This window comes from Candidatus Purcelliella pentastirinorum (assembly GCF_003391335.1).
Taxonomy (GTDB): domain Bacteria; phylum Pseudomonadota; class Gammaproteobacteria; order Enterobacterales; family Enterobacteriaceae; genus Purcelliella; species Purcelliella pentastirinorum.
Genome location: NZ_CP028374.1, coordinates 360,179 through 378,278, shown reverse-complemented (window position 1 = coordinate 378,278; position 18,100 = coordinate 360,179). Strand labels below are relative to the sequence as shown.

Below are 18,100 nucleotides of genomic sequence, written 5' to 3'. Positions count from 1 at the left end.
AAAATAAAATTAATATAAAAATATTAAAAAAAAATAAAATATATGTTGCAAAAAAAAAAATTATATAAAAATAAAAAATATCTAAAATCTATTCCAAAAATACCATTATTAAAAAAAGACATAACATTTTTAATATCACCAAAAAAATTTCGTAAAACATTAATAAAAAAAATAAAAAATGCAAAAAATAGAATATGCATAGTAACCTTATATTTAGAAAATGACGAAAGTGGATATAATATATTAAAAGAATTATATTCTATTAAAAAAAAGAACCCAAAAATAAAAATAAATATTTTAGTTGATTGGTTTAGGGCAAGACGTAATCTTATAGGATCAAAAAAAAAAATTACAAATATGGATTGGTATATAAAAATAGCAAAAAAAAATAAAAATTTTATTCCAATACATGGAATATCAATAGCAAATAGAGAAACAATGGGGGTTTTACATCTAAAAGGAATTATAATAGATAATTATTTAATTTACAGCGGCGCTAATATGAATAACTTATATTTACAACAAAAAAAAAAATATAGACACGATAGATATCAAATTATAAAAAATAAATATTTAACAAATATAATGTATACATGGATAAATAAAAATCTTATCAATAAATCAAATAAAAATTGTATAAACAAAAAAACAAAAAACAAAAAAACAAAAAATAAAATAAAAAATATAAACTATTCTTATAAAAATAAAGCAAAAAATAATGAATTATCAATAGCTCCTATAGTAGGTATAGGTAAAAAAAATTCAGTAAATCAAACTATAATTAATATAATATCATCGACTAAAAAAAAATTAATAATATGCACACCATATTTTAATCTACCAATATTCATTAAATATAAAATTAAATATTTACTAAAAAAAAAAAAAAAAATAGAAATAATCGTAAGTGATAAAAAAGCAAATGATTTTTATATAGATAAAAAWAAAAAAWYTAACATAATTGGAATACTACCATATTTATATGAAATAAACTTAAGAAAATTTATAAAATTTATGCAAAATTATATAAACAAAAAATTATTAACTATAAGAATATGGAAAAATGAAAATAATTCTTATCATGTAAAAGGAATTTGGTCGGATAATAAATGGATTTTTTTAACTGGTAGTAATTTAAATCCCAGATCATGGAATCTAGATTTAGAAAATGCATTACTAATTCATGATCCTAAAAAAAAATTAAGAAAAAAAACTAATTTAGAACTAAAAAATATAATAAATAATACAAAAACAATAAAAAATTACTCAGAATTAGAAACAATATCAGAATATCCTAAAAATATTTGTAAATTAATAAGAAGAATAAGAAGAATACATATAGATAAAATAATAAACAAAATCATATAATAAAATTACTAATAAAATAACATTTATTATATAAAAAATAAAATATTCAAAATACTAATACTTAATATCAAGTTATTCTAACAAAATATCTATTTGGATGTAAAATATTATAAAAAAATAAGGAAAATAACATGGGAAATATTAGCATAGGTCAATTACTTATCATTGCAATAATAGTAACAGTATTATTTGGTACAAATAAATTACGTAATTTAGGAGCAGATTTAGGAGAATCCATTAAAGGATTTAAAAAAGCAATGAATGAAAATGAAAAAAATAAAAAAAATAAATAAATAAATGAGGTAAAAATGATAGATTTAAATTTTAATAAAATATTACTAATATTAATAATTACATTGATAAGCACAAAACCTTCAAAAATACCAAAATTAATAAATCAGACAAGAAAAACAACTAAAAAAATAAAAAAAATAATATCAAATATTAAAAAAGAATTAATCAAAACAATTAAATATTAAAAATAATAACTCGTAATTTAAAAAAAAAAAAATAAAATATGAGTAATGAAATTAAATTATCTATCATTAATCATTTAATAGAATTAAGGAAAAGAATAATTAATTGTATAGTAATAATAATTACTACATTTTTAATATTATCTTATTTTTCAAATTATATTTATCACATTATAGCTATTCCTCTAATTAAACTATTACCATATGGAACAAAGATGATAGCTATAAATATATCATCACCATTATTTACACCAATAAAATTAACATTCATTTTATCAATATTAATAACAATGCCTTTTAATATATATCAAATATGGAAATTTATTTCACCAGCATTATATAAAAAAGAAAAAAAAATAATAAAACCACTAATATTTTTTAGTTTCATATTATTTTATTCAGGTATAATATTCACATATTATATAATAATGCCGGTTTTATTTATTTTTTTAACAAAAACAGTACCAAATGAAATTTTAATAACTGCAGATATATCTAATTATCTAGATTTCATAATGAAACTATTCATAACTTTTGGAATATCATTTGAAATCCCTATTTTAATTTTACTATTATGTATAATAAAAATTATTAATACAAAAACTCTTAAAAATAATAGATCATATATATTAATTATAACATTTATTATAAGTATGTTAGTAACTCCTCCAGACATATTATCACAAATTATATTGGCATTACCTATGTATATACTATTTGAAATTGGTATACTTTTTTCAACAATATACGAAAATACTATACAAAAAGTAAAAGAAAAATAAATAAAAAAACATAACTAATAAAATTTAATTATAAACATAAAAAAAAAAAATTAATAAATATAATAAAATTATAAACATAAAAAAAAATATATCTAATATATTTAAATAAAAAATAATAATTTTTAAAATATAAAATTACCAAAATCAATTTCAAATAAATACATCTGAATCAATACCATTCACATTATAACCTCCATCAACATGAATTACTTCTCCAGTAATACCACTAGACAAATCAGAACACAAAAAAGCAGCAACATTGCCAATTTCATCTATACTAATTAAACGTTTTAAAAAATTAAAATTTTTAAAAAAAACAAGCATCTTTTTAAAACCAGCAATTGCAGAAGATGCTAAAGTTTTAATAGGACCAGCAGATATAGCATTAACACGTATATTATTTTTGCCAAGAGAATAAGCCATATATTTAACATTTGCTTCTAATGAAGCTTTTGCTAAACCCATAACATTATAATTGGGAACTACATATTGAGACCCAAGATATGTTAAGGTTAACAAAGAAGAACCTTCTTTTAAAATACTACGAAAAATTTTAGCTAAATTAACAAAACTATAAGAACTAACATCATGAGAAACTTCAAAACCCTTACGATTAATAACATCAATATAATCTCCAGATAATTGATCTCTAGGAGCAAAAGCTATAGAATGAACAAAACCATCAAATTTATCCCATACGACAGATAAATCATCAAATAATTTACTCAAACTATAATCATCTTGAACATCACAAAAAAAAACTTTATTTGAATCAAATTCTGAAGCATATTTTATAACTCTATTCTTTAATTTTTCATTTTGATATGTAAAAGCTAATTTTGCTCCATGAAAGTGCATAGCTTTTGCAATACCATAAGCTATAGATAATTTACTTGAAATACCAAAAATAAGAATCTTTTTATTTTGCAACATATTCATATATATTCATCCTAAATAAAAATCAAAAAATCAAAAAAATTCAATTTGACTAATAAAATCGTATAATATAAAATATCGTAGTAATAATCCGCATGTAAACAAAATTATCCCCTGTAGTTCAGTTGGTAGAACGGCGGACTGTTAATCCGTATGTCACTGGTTCGAATCCAGTCGGGGGAGAAAAACTAAAATAATTAAAATTCATTAATCATAACAGCTAAATCTAATACTTTACTAGAATAACCTGTTTCATTATCATACCAAGATATCAATTTCATAAAATTATTATTTAAAGAAATACCAGCATTAATATCAAATATAGAAGTTAGTAAATTACCATTAAAATCTGTAGAAACAACTTCATCTTCAGTATAACCCATAACATTTTTCAAATAACTATTTGAAGCTATTTTAATAGCATCACATACATTTTGATAAGAAGCAGCTTTTTTAAATCTAACTGTTAAATCAACAACTGAAACATTAGCCGTTGGAACTCTAAAAGCCATACCTGTTAATTTACCATATAATTCAGGAATTACTTTTCCTACAGCTATAGCTGCACCAGTAGATGAAGGAATTATATTTTGTAATACACCTCTACCACCTCTCCAATCTCTGTTGGAAGGAGAATCAACAGTTTTTTGAGTAGAAGTTACAGAATGTACAGTTGTCATTAAACCCTCAATAATAGTAAAATTATCATTAATAACTTTAGCTAATGGGGCAAGACAATTAGTTGTACATGAAGCATTAGAAACTATATTTTGACCAGAATACTTATCAAAATTTACACCTCTAACAAACATTGGAATATTATCCTTAGCTGGAGCTGTTATAACCACTTTTTTAGCACCAGATAAAATATGTTTATAAGAATCTTTATAATTCAAAAAAACACCTGTTGATTCAACAACAACATCAATATCTAACATATTCCAATTTATCTTGCAAGGATCACTTTCAGATGTAATAAATACCTTATTATTATTTACATTAATAAAATTTTCATCATATGTAATATCACCTTTAAAATAACCATGAGTTGAATCATATTTTAATAAATAAACCATATATTCAATATTCAATAAATCATTAATAGCTACAACTTTAATATCTGATCTTTTTTGAGATTCTCTAAAAACAATACGACCAATCCTACCAAATCCATTAATACCTATTTTTACTGTCATATTTAACCACCAAAAAATATTTAAATAAAAAAATATAAAATAAATTTAAATATCATCTAAATAAATTCTATTAAAAAGTATACTATAAATATATCATATTAATAAATTAATTATTAAAAGTATTATTTATTCAAATTTAATCAGAAAAATTAGATCTATTAATTATATTAGCGGGTACTCCAGCAGCTGTAGAATTAGGAGGTATAGATTTTAAAACAACAGAACCAGCACCAATTTTAGATTCTTTGCCTATTTCTATATTACCTAATATCTTTGCACCAGCCCCTATATAAACACCTTCACGTACCTTAGGATGACGATTACCAAAATTATCCTTACCAGTACCACCTAAAGTAACAGATTGCAAAATAGAAACATTATTTTCTATTACAGTAGTTTCACCAACAACTATACCAGTAGCATGATCAAACATAACACCATAACCAATACAAGCAGCTGGGTGTATATCCACCGCATACAAAGAAGAAATTTTATTTTGCAAATACAAAGCTAAAGAATATCTATGTTTATCCCACAACCAATGAGTTATACGATAAGCTTGTAAAGCATGATAACCTTTAAAATATAAAAATGGAGTAGAATACTTATCCACTATAGGATCTTTATGATATATAGCTTTTATATCATATAAAGCAAAATCAACAATAAAAGGACTATCTATATAAATTTCTTTTATTAAGCTATAAATAGTAGAAAATGATATAAAATAATCAGCAAATTTATTTGATAATAAATAATTTAAAGCATCAGCAAAATCTTTACGTTTTAATAAATTTTTATTATAAAAATTTACTAAAATAGGTTCAGTCTTACAAAGAAATTTAATTTCTTTTTTAATTTTATTCCATAAATTATAAATCTTATCATAAAACATAAATTACACACCTAAAAAAAATAATCAAATAAAATATAAAAAATTATCTATTTATTAAAGGCAAATTTTCATTTTTCCATGCTGATATACCACCATCAAGGATATAAATATTTAAAAAACCATTTTTCTTAAACCTTTTAGCTAAATTAAAAGACAAACTACCAGTATTACAGACCAATATTATTGGTTTAGATTGATGTTTTCTTAAAATATTAAAATTATTATCATTTAAATCATTAATATTAATATGAATAGATTGAGGAAAATGTTCCAATACATATTCATCAAATGATCTAACATCAAAAATAACAGCATCATGCTTGTTTAATAAATATACAACCTTGTTACAATTTACAAACAATATTTTATTAAATAAATTAATAAAAAAAACTATTAAGATATAAAATAAAATTAATAACCAAATTAATATAAATAAAAAATGATTATTTATAAAATTCATAAAATCTTTCATAAAATTAAAATAAAATAATTTATATTAAAAATATAATATAAGATATAAAGAAATAATAATATATTTAAAATAAATTTAATTTTAAATAAAAAAAATAAAAAATAAATAACTTTAAAATTAAAAGATATTCAATTAAATTATAAAAAAAATAAAAAATAAATATATTAATTAGAGATCACTTAATATAAATAATTTTATTAAAGAACAACAAATGGTATACTTAGACAAAAATTTATCACCAAAATTAAAAAATATATTTTTTAATATCAGAAAAAAAATTTAATTATATCTCATCTTCATTAATAAAAAAAATAACAAAGCTAAAAAGTAATATAAAGACTTTATACCAAAAATAATATATAAAGATATTATAGACAAACTAAAAAATAAATTATGAAATTAACTTTGACAAAATTTACAAAAAAAACTAGATCTTTGATTTTGCCTAATATAAATTAATAAATTATTACATTTTTTACACAATTTATTTTTTCTACCATAAACTTTTAAATATTTACTAAATTCTCCTAATTTACCATTTATTTGTTTAAAATTCTTTATTGTAGTACCATTATGTTTAATAGCAATTGATAATATTTTTTTAATAGAATTAACAAGATTTACACATTCATTAAAATTTATATTCATAGATAACCTGGTAGGAATAATACCAGATTGAAATAAAGATTCATTAGCATATATATTTCCTATACCAGCAACAAACTTACTATTCATCAAAAAACTTTTAATAGATATTTTCCTTAATCTAGTTAAATTATATAAATAATTACAATTAAAATTTTCACTTAATGGCTCAGGACCTAATTTATCTAAAAAAAAATTTTTATCTTCTTTATTAAACCATAACCAAAATCCAAACTTTCTACAATCAGAATAACGAATAATCATATTATTATCAAGAATCAAATCTAAACAATCATGTTTACCAAAATTTAATTTATTAAATAATAAACTAAAAACACCTGTCATTCCTAAATGAATAATAATATAACCACTATACAATTTTAATATTATATATTTACCACGTCTATATACATTAAAAACTCGAACATTAAATAATTGTTTTATTTCAAATGGTATACACCAACGCAACCTATCATTCTTTATAATAGTATACAAAATTATTCTATTTACTAAAATATTCCTTATACAAGATACAATATTCTCTACTTCAGGTAATTCAGGCATAATAAAAAATTAAATATAAAAAAATTACTTTATTTTATCTTCAACATATAATACATGTTTGCGAATGACTGGATCATATTTCATTAATTTTAACTTAATTAATTTCATACGCTTACCTTTAGTAGAAATATAAAAATGACCAGTACCAGCTGATGATAAAAGTTTTATTTTTTCACTCATCTAAAATCCTAAATAAAATATAAACTAATATTTTATATCACGAATATTATATTTAGTAAATACTGCATCAATACCTAATTTATTAATAATACGCATACCTCTAATTGATACACGTAATTTAATAAAACAATTTTTACTTTCAGACCAAAATTTACAAAAATGAAGATTAGGATAAAATCGCCTTTTAATTGCATTCATAGCATGAGAACGATGATTACCTACAATAGGTCGTTTACCAGTAATACAACATAATCTAGACATAAAAACTCCATAAATTTAATATTTATTTAAAATAAAATAATATAAAAAAATAAAATTTTTGATGATATAATCACATTAAAAAATAAAAACATAATATATTAAAATAATAATATACATAAAATATATTAAAATAAACAAATTTAAATAAATAATCTTAACTAAAATTATAAAAAATAAAGAATAAAATGAATAAATCATCTAAAAAAAAAATAATTAAATCATTGATAAATAAAAAAGTATTTAAATTTAAAAAATTTATTTTAAAATCAGGTAGAATAAGTCCTTATTTTTTTAACTCAGGTATATTAAACACTGGTAATGATTTAATACAAATAGGTAATTTATACGCAAAAGAAATAAAAAAAACTAATATAACTTTCGATGTACTATTTGGAACAGCATACAAAGGAATACCAATTGTAATAGCAACAGCTATTGCGTTATCTAAAAATTACAATATAAATAAACCATATTGTTTCAATCGTAAAGAAATAAAAAAATATGGTGAACAGGGCAAAATAATAGGGTGTAAATTAAAAGGAAAAGTAATCATAATCGATGATGTAATTACTATCGGTACAGCAATAAAAGAATCAATAAGTATTTTATCACAATATAAAACTATATTAACTGGAATATTTGTTTTTTTTGATCGTCAAGAAAATAAATGTAATAATATGTCTGCTGTTCAAATAATAGAAAAAAAATATTCTTGTAAAATAAATAAAATAATAACTTTAAATAATTTGATAAAATATATTAAAACTAAACCAAAAATGAAAAATGAATTAAATAAAATTTATTCTTATCAAAAACAATATGGACTAAAAAATAAAATTTTTAAATTGAATAAATATCAAAAAAAACCAGAATGACCAAAATTACCATCACCTCTAGAAGTTTTAGAATTAAATGATTTAACTAAATTTAATTTAACTTGATTAATAGAAAAAAAAACAATTTGAGCAACACGATCACCAGGATTAATAACAAATTCTTTTTCACTTCTATTTAATATAGACATAAATAATTCACCTTGATAATCAGAATCTATTACACCAACAGAATTACCTAAAACAATACCATATTTATGCCCTAAACCTGATCTAGGCATAATTAAACCAACTACAGAAGAATCATTTATATGGATAGCAAAACCAGCAGATATTAACTTTGACATACCAGGAAATAATTTAATTGAATTAAAAACACATGCTCTTAGATCTAAACCAGCTGATCCTAAAGTAATATATTCAGGTAATGGATACAAATGACCAATTCTTTCATCAATAATTTTTATATCTATAATTTTCAAAATAACACCTGCTAAACATTAAATATATTAATAAAATGATAAAAAATATTAAAAATAAAAAAAAAATACAAAAATCAAACAATATTATAATTGATATATAAATTAAATAATATAAAATATAAACAAAAAGATATCTGGTGAAGTGTCTGAGAGGTTGAAAGTACATGCTTGGAAAGCATGAATACGTTAAACAGCGTATCGAGGGTTCGAATCCCTCCTTCACCGCCAAAAAATAATAATTTAATTACATATATAAAATTAACAAATATTATTATCTAATATTATTTAATTGCATTTTTAAAGGTTTTTCCTGAAATAAATGATGGAACTTTAGAAGCTGATATATAAATTTCCTCACCAGTTTGAGGATTTCTTCCTGGACGTGCAGAACGATAATTTACTTTAAAAGTACCAAAACCAACTAATTGTACTATATCTCCTTTTCTTAAGGAATTTGTTATAGTTTCTAACACACTGTTTAAAGTTGACTTTACTTGAATTTTAGGTAAATTAGTTTGATTTGCAACTACATCAATTAATTGAGTTTTATTCATATAATATCCTTAACACATATAATATTTTATAATAAAATTATTAATGAATAACCTAATTTTATTATACAAGTTTAAAAAACATATTACAATATAATTTATTAAATAAATTTATTAAATATTAAATATCTGCATTCAATAATTCTGTTAAATTAGCTGATGCCTCTTCAACAGTTATATTCTGTTGTATATTATTAAATTTAAGTAATTTAGTACGTTTACGTATACGATCAACATGATACGAATAACCACTACCTGCTGGAATTAAACGACCAACAATAACATTTTCTTTTAATCCACGTAATTTATCATATTTACCAGCTACTGCTGATTCTGTCAAAACTCTAGTAGTTTCTTGGAAAGAAGCTGCAGAAATAAAAGATTCAGTTGATAAAGAAGCCTTAGTAATACCCAATAAATCTCTCATAAAAACTATAAGCTTTTTACCTTTAGATTTTAATTTAAGATTTTCAATCTTAATAAGCGAATATTCTAATTGTTCACCACTTAAAAATTTTGAATCACCTGGATTCAATATAGTAGCTTTACGTAACATCTGACGAACAATTATTTCTATATGTTTATCATTTATTTTAACCCCTTGTAAACGATAAACATCTTGAACTTCATTTACTATATAATCTGTAACTGCATTAACCCCTCTCAATCTTAATATATCTTGAGATGCTTCAGAACCATCTGAAATAATATCCCCCTTATTAACATTTTCACCTTCTAAAACATTTAATTGACGCCATTTAGGAATCATCTCTTCATATACATGTTCATCATTATTATTTGGAGTAATTAATAATCTACGTTTACCTTTAGTTTCTTTACCAAAAGATATAACACCACTTATTTCAGCTAAAATAGCAGATTCTTTAGGTCTTCTAGCTTCAAATAAATCAGCAACACGAGGTAAACCACCTGTAATATCCTTAGTACCTCCAGATTCTTGAGGTACACGTGCTAGGATATCTCCAGCATTAACATAAATACCATCACTTAATTGTAAAATAGCTCTATTAGGCAAAAAATATTGAACAGGTGTATCTAATCCTGAAATAAATATATCACCACCAATATCATTAACAATTTTTAAAGAAGGACGTAAATCTTTACCACCTAACATACGTTCAGTAGTATCCATAATAACTACAGAAGATAATCCAGTTAATTCATCAGTTTGTCTTGTAATTGTTTGACCATCAATCATATCAACAAATTTTAAATAACCATTAATTTCAGATATAACAGGCATAGTATGTGGATCCCAATTAGCAATAATTTCACCAGAATTTACATATTCACCATCACCTTTAACTATAACAGCCCCATATGGTACCTTATAACTTTCCTTAATGCGTCCAAATTCATCTATCACTTTTAGTTCTACATTTCTAGAAATAACAACTAACATATTATCAGAATTTAATACTGTCTTTGCATTAATTAATTTTATTCTACCATTATTTTTAACTTGTATATTAGAAGATAAAGCTGCTCTTGAAGCAGCTCCACCAATATGAAAAGTACGCATAGTTAACTGAGTTCCAGGTTCACCTATAGATTGAGCTGCGATAACACCAATCGCTTCTCCTTTATTAATAATATGTCCTCTAGCCAAATCACGACCATAACAATAAGAACAAACACCAAAATTAGTTTCACATGAAACAACAGAACGCACTTTTATTACATCAATTGAATGATCTTCTAAAATATTACACCAATACTCATCTAATAAAATATTACGTTTAACTAATACCTTTGACATATCATGATATAATAAATCTTCGGCAACAACTCTACCTAAAACTCTTTCTCGTAAAGATTCTTTAATATCACCACCCTCAATTAATGGGGTCATAAAAATACCATCAAGAGTGCCACAATCTAATTCAGTAACTACCAAATCTTGTGCTACATCAACCAAACGTCTAGTTAAATAACCGGAATTAGCTGTCTTCAAAGCTGTATCTGCAAGTCCTTTTCTAGCACCATGTGTAGATATAAAATATTGTAATACATTTAACCCTTCACGAAAATTAGCAGTAATAGGAGTTTCTATAATTGATCCATCTGGTTTAGCCATTAAACCTCGCATACCCGCTAATTGTCTAATTTGAGCAGCTGAACCTCTAGCTCCAGAATCTGCCATCATAAATATACTATTAAAAGAAGATTGCTTTACTCTTTTATTATTAATATTTAAAACGAACTCAACTGATAAATTTTTCATCATAGCTTGAGCAACACGTTCATTAGCTGAAGCCCAAATATCTATAACTTTATTATACCTTTCACTTGATGTAACTAAACCTGACTGAAATTGTTCCTGAATCTCTGCAACTTCAACCTCAGCTTCAGAAATGATAGCGGCTTTTTCAATAGGAATAACAATATTATTAATACCTACAGATACACCAGATTTAGCAGCATAAGCAAAACCAGTATACATAATTTGATCAGCAAAAATAACAGTATATTTTAAACCTAATATTCTATAACAAATATTTAACATTTTAGATATAGATTTTTTACCTAAAGTAAGATTAACTATAGAATAAGACAAACCTTTAGGTACAATTATCCACAAAATAGCACGACCAACTGTAGTATCTACCAAAATTATTTTTTTAATCAATATGCCATTTGAATCTTTTTCATATTCAGTAATACGAACTTTAATAAAAGCATGTAATTCAATAATACCCATACAATAGACACGTTCAACTTCCTTAGGATCTTTAAAATACATACCTTCACCACGAGCATTTATTTTACTCTTTGTCATATAATATAAACCTAAAACAACATCTTGAGATGGAACAATTATAGGTTCACCATTAGCAGGAGATAAAATATTATTAGTAGACATCATTAAGGACCTAGCTTCCAACTGCGCTTCTAAAGTTAAAGGAACATGTACAGCCATTTGATCACCATCAAAATCAGCATTATACGCAGCACAAACCAATGGATGTAATTGAATTGCTTTTCCTTCAATTAAAATTGGTTCAAATGCTTGTATACCTAAACGATGTAAAGTAGGTGCACGATTTAATAACACAGGATGTTCTTTTATTACTTCATCTAAAATATCCCATACTATAGATTCCTCGCGTTCAACCATTTTTTTAGCAGATTTTATAGTTGTTGCAAATCCATTTAGTTCTAATTTACCATATATAAATGGCTTAAATAATTCTAATGCCATTTTTTTAGGCAAGCCACATTGATTTAAATGAAGATATGGACCAACAGTTATTACTGATCTACCAGAATAATCAACGCGTTTTCCTAATAAGTTTTGACGAAATCTACCTTGTTTACCTTTTATCATATCAGCCAAAGATTTTAACGGCCTCTTATTAGAACCAGTAATAGCTCTACCTCTACGACCATTATCTAATAATGCATCAACTGCTTCTTGCAGCATACGTTTTTCATTACGAACAATAATATCAGGAGCAGATAAATCTAAAAGTCTTTTTAATCTGTTATTACGATTAATAACTCTTCTATATAAATCGTTAAGATCAGATGTAGCAAATCTGCCACCATCTAATGGTACTAAAGGTCTTAAATCAGGTGGTAAAATTGGAAGTACAGTGAAAATCATCCATTCAGGTTTATTACCAGAAGATATAAATGATTCCAATAATTTAATACGTTTAGTAATTTTTTTACGTTTGGTATCAGAACTAATTTCATCTAATATAATACGTAAATTTATACATTCTTGTTTAATATCTATTAATTTTAATAAATTCTGTATAGCTTCAGCACCTATTTGTGCATCAAAATTATCATCATACTCTTCTAAATAATTTAAATATTGTTCCTCAGATAAAATTTGATATCTTTTTAAAGAAGTGTCACCAGATTCAACAACAACATAAGACTCAAAATATAAAACACGTTCAATATCTTTCAAAGGCATATCTAATAATAAACCAATACGAGAAGGTAAAGATTTTAAAAACCAAATATGAGCTATAGGAGCAGCTAATTCAATATGACCCATACGATCACGACGTACTTTACTTTGAGTTACCTCAACACCACATTTTTCACAAACTACCCCACGATGTTTTAATCTTTTATATTTTCCACACAAACATTCATAATCTTTTATTGGACCAAAAATTCTTGCGCAAAATAAACCATCCCTTTCAGGTTTAAAAGTACGATAATTTATAGTTTCTGGTTTTTTAACTTCACCATATGACCAAGAACGAATAACATCTGGAGAAGCTAACGATATCTTAATTGCATTAAATTCTTCTATTTTACTTTGCGATTTAAAAATATTAATTAAATTTTTCACTAAAAACCCTAAAATATAAGATAAAATTTTTAAAAAAATAAATAAATTATTATATATATAAAAAACATACAATTAAAATTATTCTTCTTCTAATTCAATATTTATACCTAAAGAACGAATTTCCTTTAATAAAACATTAAAAGATTCAGGCATACCAGGTTCCATTTGATGATTACCATCAACAATATTTTTATACATTTTAGTACGACCTATAACATCATCAGATTTAACAGTTAACATTTCTTGCAGAGTGTAAGCAGCACCATATGCTTCAAGTGCCCAAACCTCCATCTCACCAAATCTTTGACCACCAAATTGAGCTTTACCACCTAAGGGTTGTTGAGTAACAAGACTATAAGAACCTGTAGAACGAGCATGAACTTTATCATCAACTAAATGATTAAGTTTCATCATATACATATAACCCACTGTAACAGATTGTTCAAATTTTTCACCAGTACGTCCATCAAATAAAACAATTTGTCCAGAAGAAGGAAAACCACCTAAAGATAACATTTTTTTAATCTCTTCTTCATCAGCACCATCAAAAACAGGACTAGATACAGGAAAACCATCTTTTAAATTTAATGCCAAATCTAATATTTCTTTCTCAGTAAAACTATCAAAATCAAAATTTTGGTACTTAAAACCACCTAAACCATAAATCTTCTTTATAAATTTACGAATATTTGACACATTAACGGAATTTTTTAACATCAAATCAATCTTTTCACCTATACCTTTTGCAGCCATACCTAAATGTGTTTCTAAAATTTGACCAATATTCATACGAGATGGTACTCCTAATGGATTAAGTACTATATCAACTGGCACACCATTCTCATCATAAGGCATATCTTCAATAGGATTAATTTTAGAAATTACACCTTTATTACCATGACGACCGGCCATTTTATCTCCTAATTGAATATGACGTCTAATGGCTAAATAAACCTTAACTATTTTTAATATTCCAGGAGGTAATTCATCACCTTGTACGACTTTACGTTTTTTATCATCAAATTTTTTTAAAAAATTATTATTTAATATCTTATATTTTTTATAAAAATCATCTAATATAGTCTGATCTTTTTTACTATCTAATTTAATATCAAATAATTTATCATTATTTAATTTATTAACATCAATATTACATAAATACAAAGACAATAAAAATTTTCTTATTCTAATAAATAAATCATTTTGAATAATTTTCAACTCATATTTAAGATCCTTTTCAACCTGATCCAATTCCATATTTTCAATCTCTAATGCTCTTTTATCTTTAGAAACACCATCTCTAGTAAAGATTTGAACACCAATTACAGTTCCAAATACACCATTAGGAACTCTTAGTGATGAATCTTTAACATCTGATGCTTTTTCACCAAAAATTGCTCTTAATAATTTTTCTTCTGGAGTCAATTGTGTTTCACCTTTAGGTGTAACTTTACCGACTAAAATATCACCACCCTTAACTTCAGCACCAATATAAACTATTCCAGATTCGTCTAATTTAGATAAAGCAGATTCACCAACATTAGGAATATCAGATGTAACTTCTTCTTGTCCTAATTTTGTATCTCTAGATATACAAGATAGTTCTTGTATATGAATAGTAGTAAATCTATCTTTTTGAGCTACACGCTCAGATATTAAAATAGAATCTTCAAAGTTATATCCATTCCATGGCATAAATGCAACTCTCATATTCTGACCTAAAGCTAATTCCCCTAAATCTGTAGCTGATCCATCAGCTAAAACATCACCTGCACTTATAACATCACCTAAAAAAACACATGGGCTCTGATTGATACATGTATTCTGATTAGAACGAGCATATTTGATTAAATTATATATATCAATACCATAATTTTCAGAAATAATTTCCCATTCATTTACTTTAATAACAATACGATCTGCATCCACATGTTGAACTACACCGCTTCTCTTAGCGATAATAGTAACACCAGAATCAACTGCAACAACACGTTCCATTCCCGTACCCACTAAAGGTTTTTCAGATATTAAAGTAGGAATAGCTTGTCTTTGCATATTAGCACCCATTAATGCACGATTAGCATCATCATGTTCTAAAAAAGGAATAAGAGAAGCACCAACCGAAACTATTTGTTGTGTAGAAACATCCATATAATGAATTTGTTTAATATGAAATAAACTCGCTTCCCCTTTATGACGACAAATAATAAAATCATCCAAAAATTTTCCAAAATGATCAAAATTAGTACTAGCTTGAGCTATAATATACATCCCTTCTTCAATTGCAGATAAATAATGAATCTCATCAGTTAATAAACCTTTTTTAACTAAACGATATGGTGTTTCTAAAAAACCATATTCATTTGTCCTTGCATAAACCGAAAGAGAATTAATTAATCCTATATTAGGCCCTTCAGGAGTTTCTATAGGACAAACTCTACCATAATGAGTAGGATGAACATCACGAACTTCAAAACCAGCTCGTTCTCTAGTTAAACCACCAGGTCCTAACGCTGAAATACGTCTTTTATGAGTAATTTCTGATAAAGGATTATTTTGATCCATAAATTGTGATAACTGACTAGAACAAAAAAATTCCTTTATAGAAGCAGATATTGGTTTTGCATTTACAATATCCTGAGGCATTAAAGAACTTAATTCACTTGCTGAAATACGCTCTTTAACAGCTCTCTCAACTCTAACCAAACCTATACGAAATTGATTTTCTATCATTTCACCTACAGATCTAACACGCCTATTACCTAAATGATCTATATCATCAATTTCACCTTTACCATTTCTAATAGCAATCAATTTCTTAATCACATCTACAATATCACTTTTATCTAAAATACTACTACCATTTACAACATTACGCCTTAAAGAACGATTAAATTTCATTCTACCGACTGATGAAAGATCATAACGTTCTTCAGAAAAAAATAAATTTTCAAATAAAATTTCCGCTGTTTCACGTGTTGGTGGTTCACCTGGTCTCATCATTCTATAAATTTCTAATAATGCAGTTAAATTATCAATAGTAGGATCAATACGTATAGTTTCAGAAATATAAGAACCATGATCTAAATCATTAGTAAAAATAGTATGAATTGAAAAACAATTAGATTCTTTCAATTTATTTAGATTATTTAATGTCAACTTATCATTAGCAGATAATATTAATTCACCAGTAATAAAACTATAATGATTTTTAATCAATACTTTACCTATCAAATAATCAAAAGGTACATCAATATATTTAATATTATCACTAATTAATTTATTAATATGTTTAGCAGATATTCTACGACCTTTTTCAACATATAAAAAATTATTAACAATAACATCAAAACAAACTATCTCACCTCTTAAACGAGAAGGAATCAATTCCATTCTAAATGTACCATTATTATTTAACTTATATATAACACTATCAAAAAATATACCCAAAATATCTTCAACAGAATAACCCATAGCTCTAAGTATAATAGTCACAGGTAATTTACGTCTACGATCAATACGAACAAATAAATTATCCTTTGGATCAAATTCAAAATCTAACCAAGATCCTCTGTATGGAATAATACGTGCATGATATAAAACTTTACCAGAAGAATGAGTTTTCCCCTTATCACTATCAAAAAATACACCAGGACTACGATGTAATTGAGAAACAACCACTCTTTCAGTACCATTAACTATAAAAGTACCATTAAATGTCATTAATGGTATTTCTCCCATATATACTTCTTGTTCTTTATCACTTTTTAATATCTTTTTTGAATTTTCAAACACATATAATAATAAACGTAATTTAACACGTAAAGGGGAAGAATATGTTACTCCTCTTATTTTACATTCTTGAACATCAAAACCTGGTTCACCTAAACTATAAGTTATATATTGTAACTCAACATTATTATCATAACTTTTTATAGGAAAAATAGAACGAAAAGAAGACTCTAAACCATATTTACCTGTTAAATCTTGTTTAATAAATTTATCAAAAGAATCAAGTTGTATAGAAAGTAAATTAGGTATATTTAAAACTTGTGGTCGTTTACCAAAACTTTTACGAATTCTTTTTTTTTCGGTATAAGAATATACCATGTAATCACCAATA

Annotated in this window: 15 protein-coding genes, 2 tRNA genes and 1 pseudogene; 7 read left to right on the top strand and 11 right to left on the bottom strand. The window is 24.6% G+C overall.

Annotated elements, in window-relative coordinates; translation table 11 throughout:
- The first annotated feature begins 42 nt into the window (after positions 1-42).
- The 4 genes and pseudogenes from pssA (at position 43) to tatC (ending at position 2,626) form a co-directional block, all read left to right on the top strand.
- Positions 43-1,368, top strand: coding sequence for a CDP-diacylglycerol--serine O-phosphatidyltransferase (gene pssA / locus C9I82_RS01850; RefSeq protein ID WP_115956148.1), 1,326 nt, complete (start codon positions 43-45; stop codon positions 1,366-1,368).
- 131 nt (positions 1,369-1,499) lie between these two features.
- Positions 1,500-1,655: pseudogene (gene tatA, locus C9I82_RS01845) on the top strand (twin-arginine translocase TatA/TatE family subunit); the annotation flags it as partial.
- A gap of 21 nt (positions 1,656-1,676) precedes the next feature.
- Positions 1,677-1,847, top strand: coding sequence for a hypothetical protein (locus C9I82_RS02360; protein ID WP_162859733.1), 171 nt, complete (start codon positions 1,677-1,679; stop codon positions 1,845-1,847).
- Between the two features lie 38 nt (positions 1,848-1,885).
- The gene (tatC, locus tag C9I82_RS01840; RefSeq protein ID WP_115956146.1) at positions 1,886-2,626 is read left to right on the top strand and encodes a twin-arginine translocase subunit TatC; all 741 of its coding nucleotides are present in this window, start codon (positions 1,886-1,888) and stop codon (positions 2,624-2,626) included.
- Between the two features lie 150 nt (positions 2,627-2,776).
- Here tatC and C9I82_RS01835 read toward each other — a convergent pair whose 3' ends face one another.
- Positions 2,777-3,565, bottom strand: coding sequence for an enoyl-ACP reductase FabI (locus C9I82_RS01835; protein WP_115956145.1), 789 nt, complete (start codon positions 3,563-3,565; stop codon positions 2,777-2,779).
- Positions 3,566-3,672: 107 nt separating this feature from the next.
- On the opposite strand from C9I82_RS01835, the gene C9I82_RS01830 reads away from it, so the two are divergent.
- A tRNA-Asn gene (locus C9I82_RS01830) sits at positions 3,673-3,745 on the top strand.
- Between the two features lie 14 nt (positions 3,746-3,759).
- Here C9I82_RS01830 and gap read toward each other — a convergent pair.
- From gap to rpmB, 6 genes are all read right to left on the bottom strand, one after another.
- Complete coding sequence (gene gap / locus C9I82_RS01825) at positions 3,760-4,758, bottom strand: type I glyceraldehyde-3-phosphate dehydrogenase (RefSeq protein WP_115956144.1); 999 nt, start codon at positions 4,756-4,758, stop codon at positions 3,760-3,762.
- Between the two features lie 136 nt (positions 4,759-4,894).
- Complete coding sequence (gene cysE, locus C9I82_RS01820) at positions 4,895-5,653, bottom strand: serine O-acetyltransferase (protein ID WP_115956143.1); 759 nt, start codon at positions 5,651-5,653, stop codon at positions 4,895-4,897.
- A gap of 43 nt (positions 5,654-5,696) precedes the next feature.
- Positions 5,697-6,113: a rhodanese-like domain-containing protein gene (locus tag C9I82_RS01815; RefSeq protein WP_162859732.1), complete on the bottom strand. Its 417-nt coding sequence runs from the start codon at positions 6,111-6,113 to the stop codon at positions 5,697-5,699.
- A 411-nt stretch (positions 6,114-6,524) separates the two neighbouring features.
- Positions 6,525-7,334 carry a bifunctional DNA-formamidopyrimidine glycosylase/DNA-(apurinic or apyrimidinic site) lyase gene (gene mutM / locus C9I82_RS01810; protein WP_115956141.1) on the bottom strand — a complete coding sequence of 270 codons (810 nt, stop codon included), beginning with the start codon at positions 7,332-7,334 and terminating at the stop codon, positions 6,525-6,527.
- 24 nt (positions 7,335-7,358) lie between these two features.
- Positions 7,359-7,514, bottom strand: a complete 156-nt coding sequence (gene rpmG / locus C9I82_RS01805; protein ID WP_115956140.1) for a 50S ribosomal protein L33 — start codon at positions 7,512-7,514, stop codon at positions 7,359-7,361.
- A 24-nt stretch (positions 7,515-7,538) separates the two neighbouring features.
- Positions 7,539-7,775 carry a 50S ribosomal protein L28 gene (gene rpmB, locus C9I82_RS01800; RefSeq protein ID WP_115956139.1) on the bottom strand — a complete coding sequence of 79 codons (237 nt, stop codon included), beginning with the start codon at positions 7,773-7,775 and terminating at the stop codon, positions 7,539-7,541.
- Positions 7,776-7,960: 185 nt separating this feature from the next.
- Here rpmB and pyrE point away from each other — a divergent pair, with 185 nt between their 5' ends.
- Positions 7,961-8,650 carry an orotate phosphoribosyltransferase gene (gene pyrE, locus C9I82_RS01795; protein WP_115956138.1) on the top strand — a complete coding sequence of 230 codons (690 nt, stop codon included), beginning with the start codon at positions 7,961-7,963 and terminating at the stop codon, positions 8,648-8,650.
- Here pyrE and dut read toward each other — a convergent pair.
- The gene (dut, locus tag C9I82_RS01790; RefSeq protein WP_115956137.1) at positions 8,632-9,093 is read right to left on the bottom strand and encodes a dUTP diphosphatase; all 462 of its coding nucleotides are present in this window, start codon (positions 9,091-9,093) and stop codon (positions 8,632-8,634) included. The two genes, pyrE and dut, sit on opposite strands and share 19 nt — an antisense overlap.
- Before the next feature lie 133 nt (positions 9,094-9,226).
- Between dut and C9I82_RS01785 the strand changes: the two genes are divergently transcribed.
- Positions 9,227-9,318 (top strand) — tRNA-Ser (locus C9I82_RS01785).
- 53 nt (positions 9,319-9,371) lie between these two features.
- Here C9I82_RS01785 and C9I82_RS01780 read toward each other — a convergent pair.
- The 3 genes from C9I82_RS01780 to rpoB form a co-directional block, all read right to left on the bottom strand.
- The gene (locus C9I82_RS01780) at positions 9,372-9,644 is read right to left on the bottom strand and encodes an HU family DNA-binding protein (RefSeq protein ID WP_115956136.1); all 273 of its coding nucleotides are present in this window, start codon (positions 9,642-9,644) and stop codon (positions 9,372-9,374) included.
- A gap of 118 nt (positions 9,645-9,762) precedes the next feature.
- On the bottom strand, positions 9,763-13,965 hold the full coding sequence (gene rpoC, locus C9I82_RS01775; protein WP_408607970.1) for a DNA-directed RNA polymerase subunit beta': 4,203 nt from the start codon (positions 13,963-13,965) through the stop codon (positions 9,763-9,765).
- 90 nt (positions 13,966-14,055) lie between these two features.
- Positions 14,056-18,087 (bottom strand): DNA-directed RNA polymerase subunit beta, encoded by a 4,032-nt coding sequence (rpoB, locus tag C9I82_RS01770; protein WP_115956135.1) that lies wholly within the window; start codon positions 18,085-18,087, stop codon positions 14,056-14,058.
- Positions 18,088-18,100 lie beyond the last annotated feature (13 nt).

Excerpts from the sequence above, each read along its gene's own strand:
- C9I82_RS02360 (WP_162859733.1), top strand. The coding sequence starts at position 1,677 with ATGATAGATTTAAATTTTAATAAAATATTACTAATATTAATAATTACA.
- tatC (WP_115956146.1), top strand. The coding sequence starts at position 1,886 with ATGAGTAATGAAATTAAATTATCTATCATTAATCATTTAATAGAATTA.
- C9I82_RS01835 (WP_115956145.1), bottom strand. The coding sequence starts at position 3,565 with ATGAATATGTTGCAAAATAAAAAGATTCTTATTTTTGGTATTTCAAGT.
- gap (WP_115956144.1), bottom strand. The coding sequence starts at position 4,758 with ATGACAGTAAAAATAGGTATTAATGGATTTGGTAGGATTGGTCGTATT.
- cysE (WP_115956143.1), bottom strand. The coding sequence starts at position 5,653 with ATGTTTTATGATAAGATTTATAATTTATGGAATAAAATTAAAAAAGAA.
- C9I82_RS01815 (WP_162859732.1), bottom strand. The coding sequence starts at position 6,113 with ATGAATTTTATAAATAATCATTTTTTATTTATATTAATTTGGTTATTA.
- mutM (WP_115956141.1), bottom strand. The coding sequence starts at position 7,334 with ATGCCTGAATTACCTGAAGTAGAGAATATTGTATCTTGTATAAGGAAT.
- rpmG (WP_115956140.1), bottom strand. The coding sequence starts at position 7,514 with ATGAGTGAAAAAATAAAACTTTTATCATCAGCTGGTACTGGTCATTTT.
- rpmB (WP_115956139.1), bottom strand. The coding sequence starts at position 7,775 with ATGTCTAGATTATGTTGTATTACTGGTAAACGACCTATTGTAGGTAAT.
- pyrE (WP_115956138.1), top strand. The coding sequence starts at position 7,961 with ATGAATAAATCATCTAAAAAAAAAATAATTAAATCATTGATAAATAAA.
- C9I82_RS01780 (WP_115956136.1), bottom strand. The coding sequence starts at position 9,644 with ATGAATAAAACTCAATTAATTGATGTAGTTGCAAATCAAACTAATTTA.
- rpoB (WP_115956135.1), bottom strand. The coding sequence starts at position 18,087 with ATGGTATATTCTTATACCGAAAAAAAAAGAATTCGTAAAAGTTTTGGT.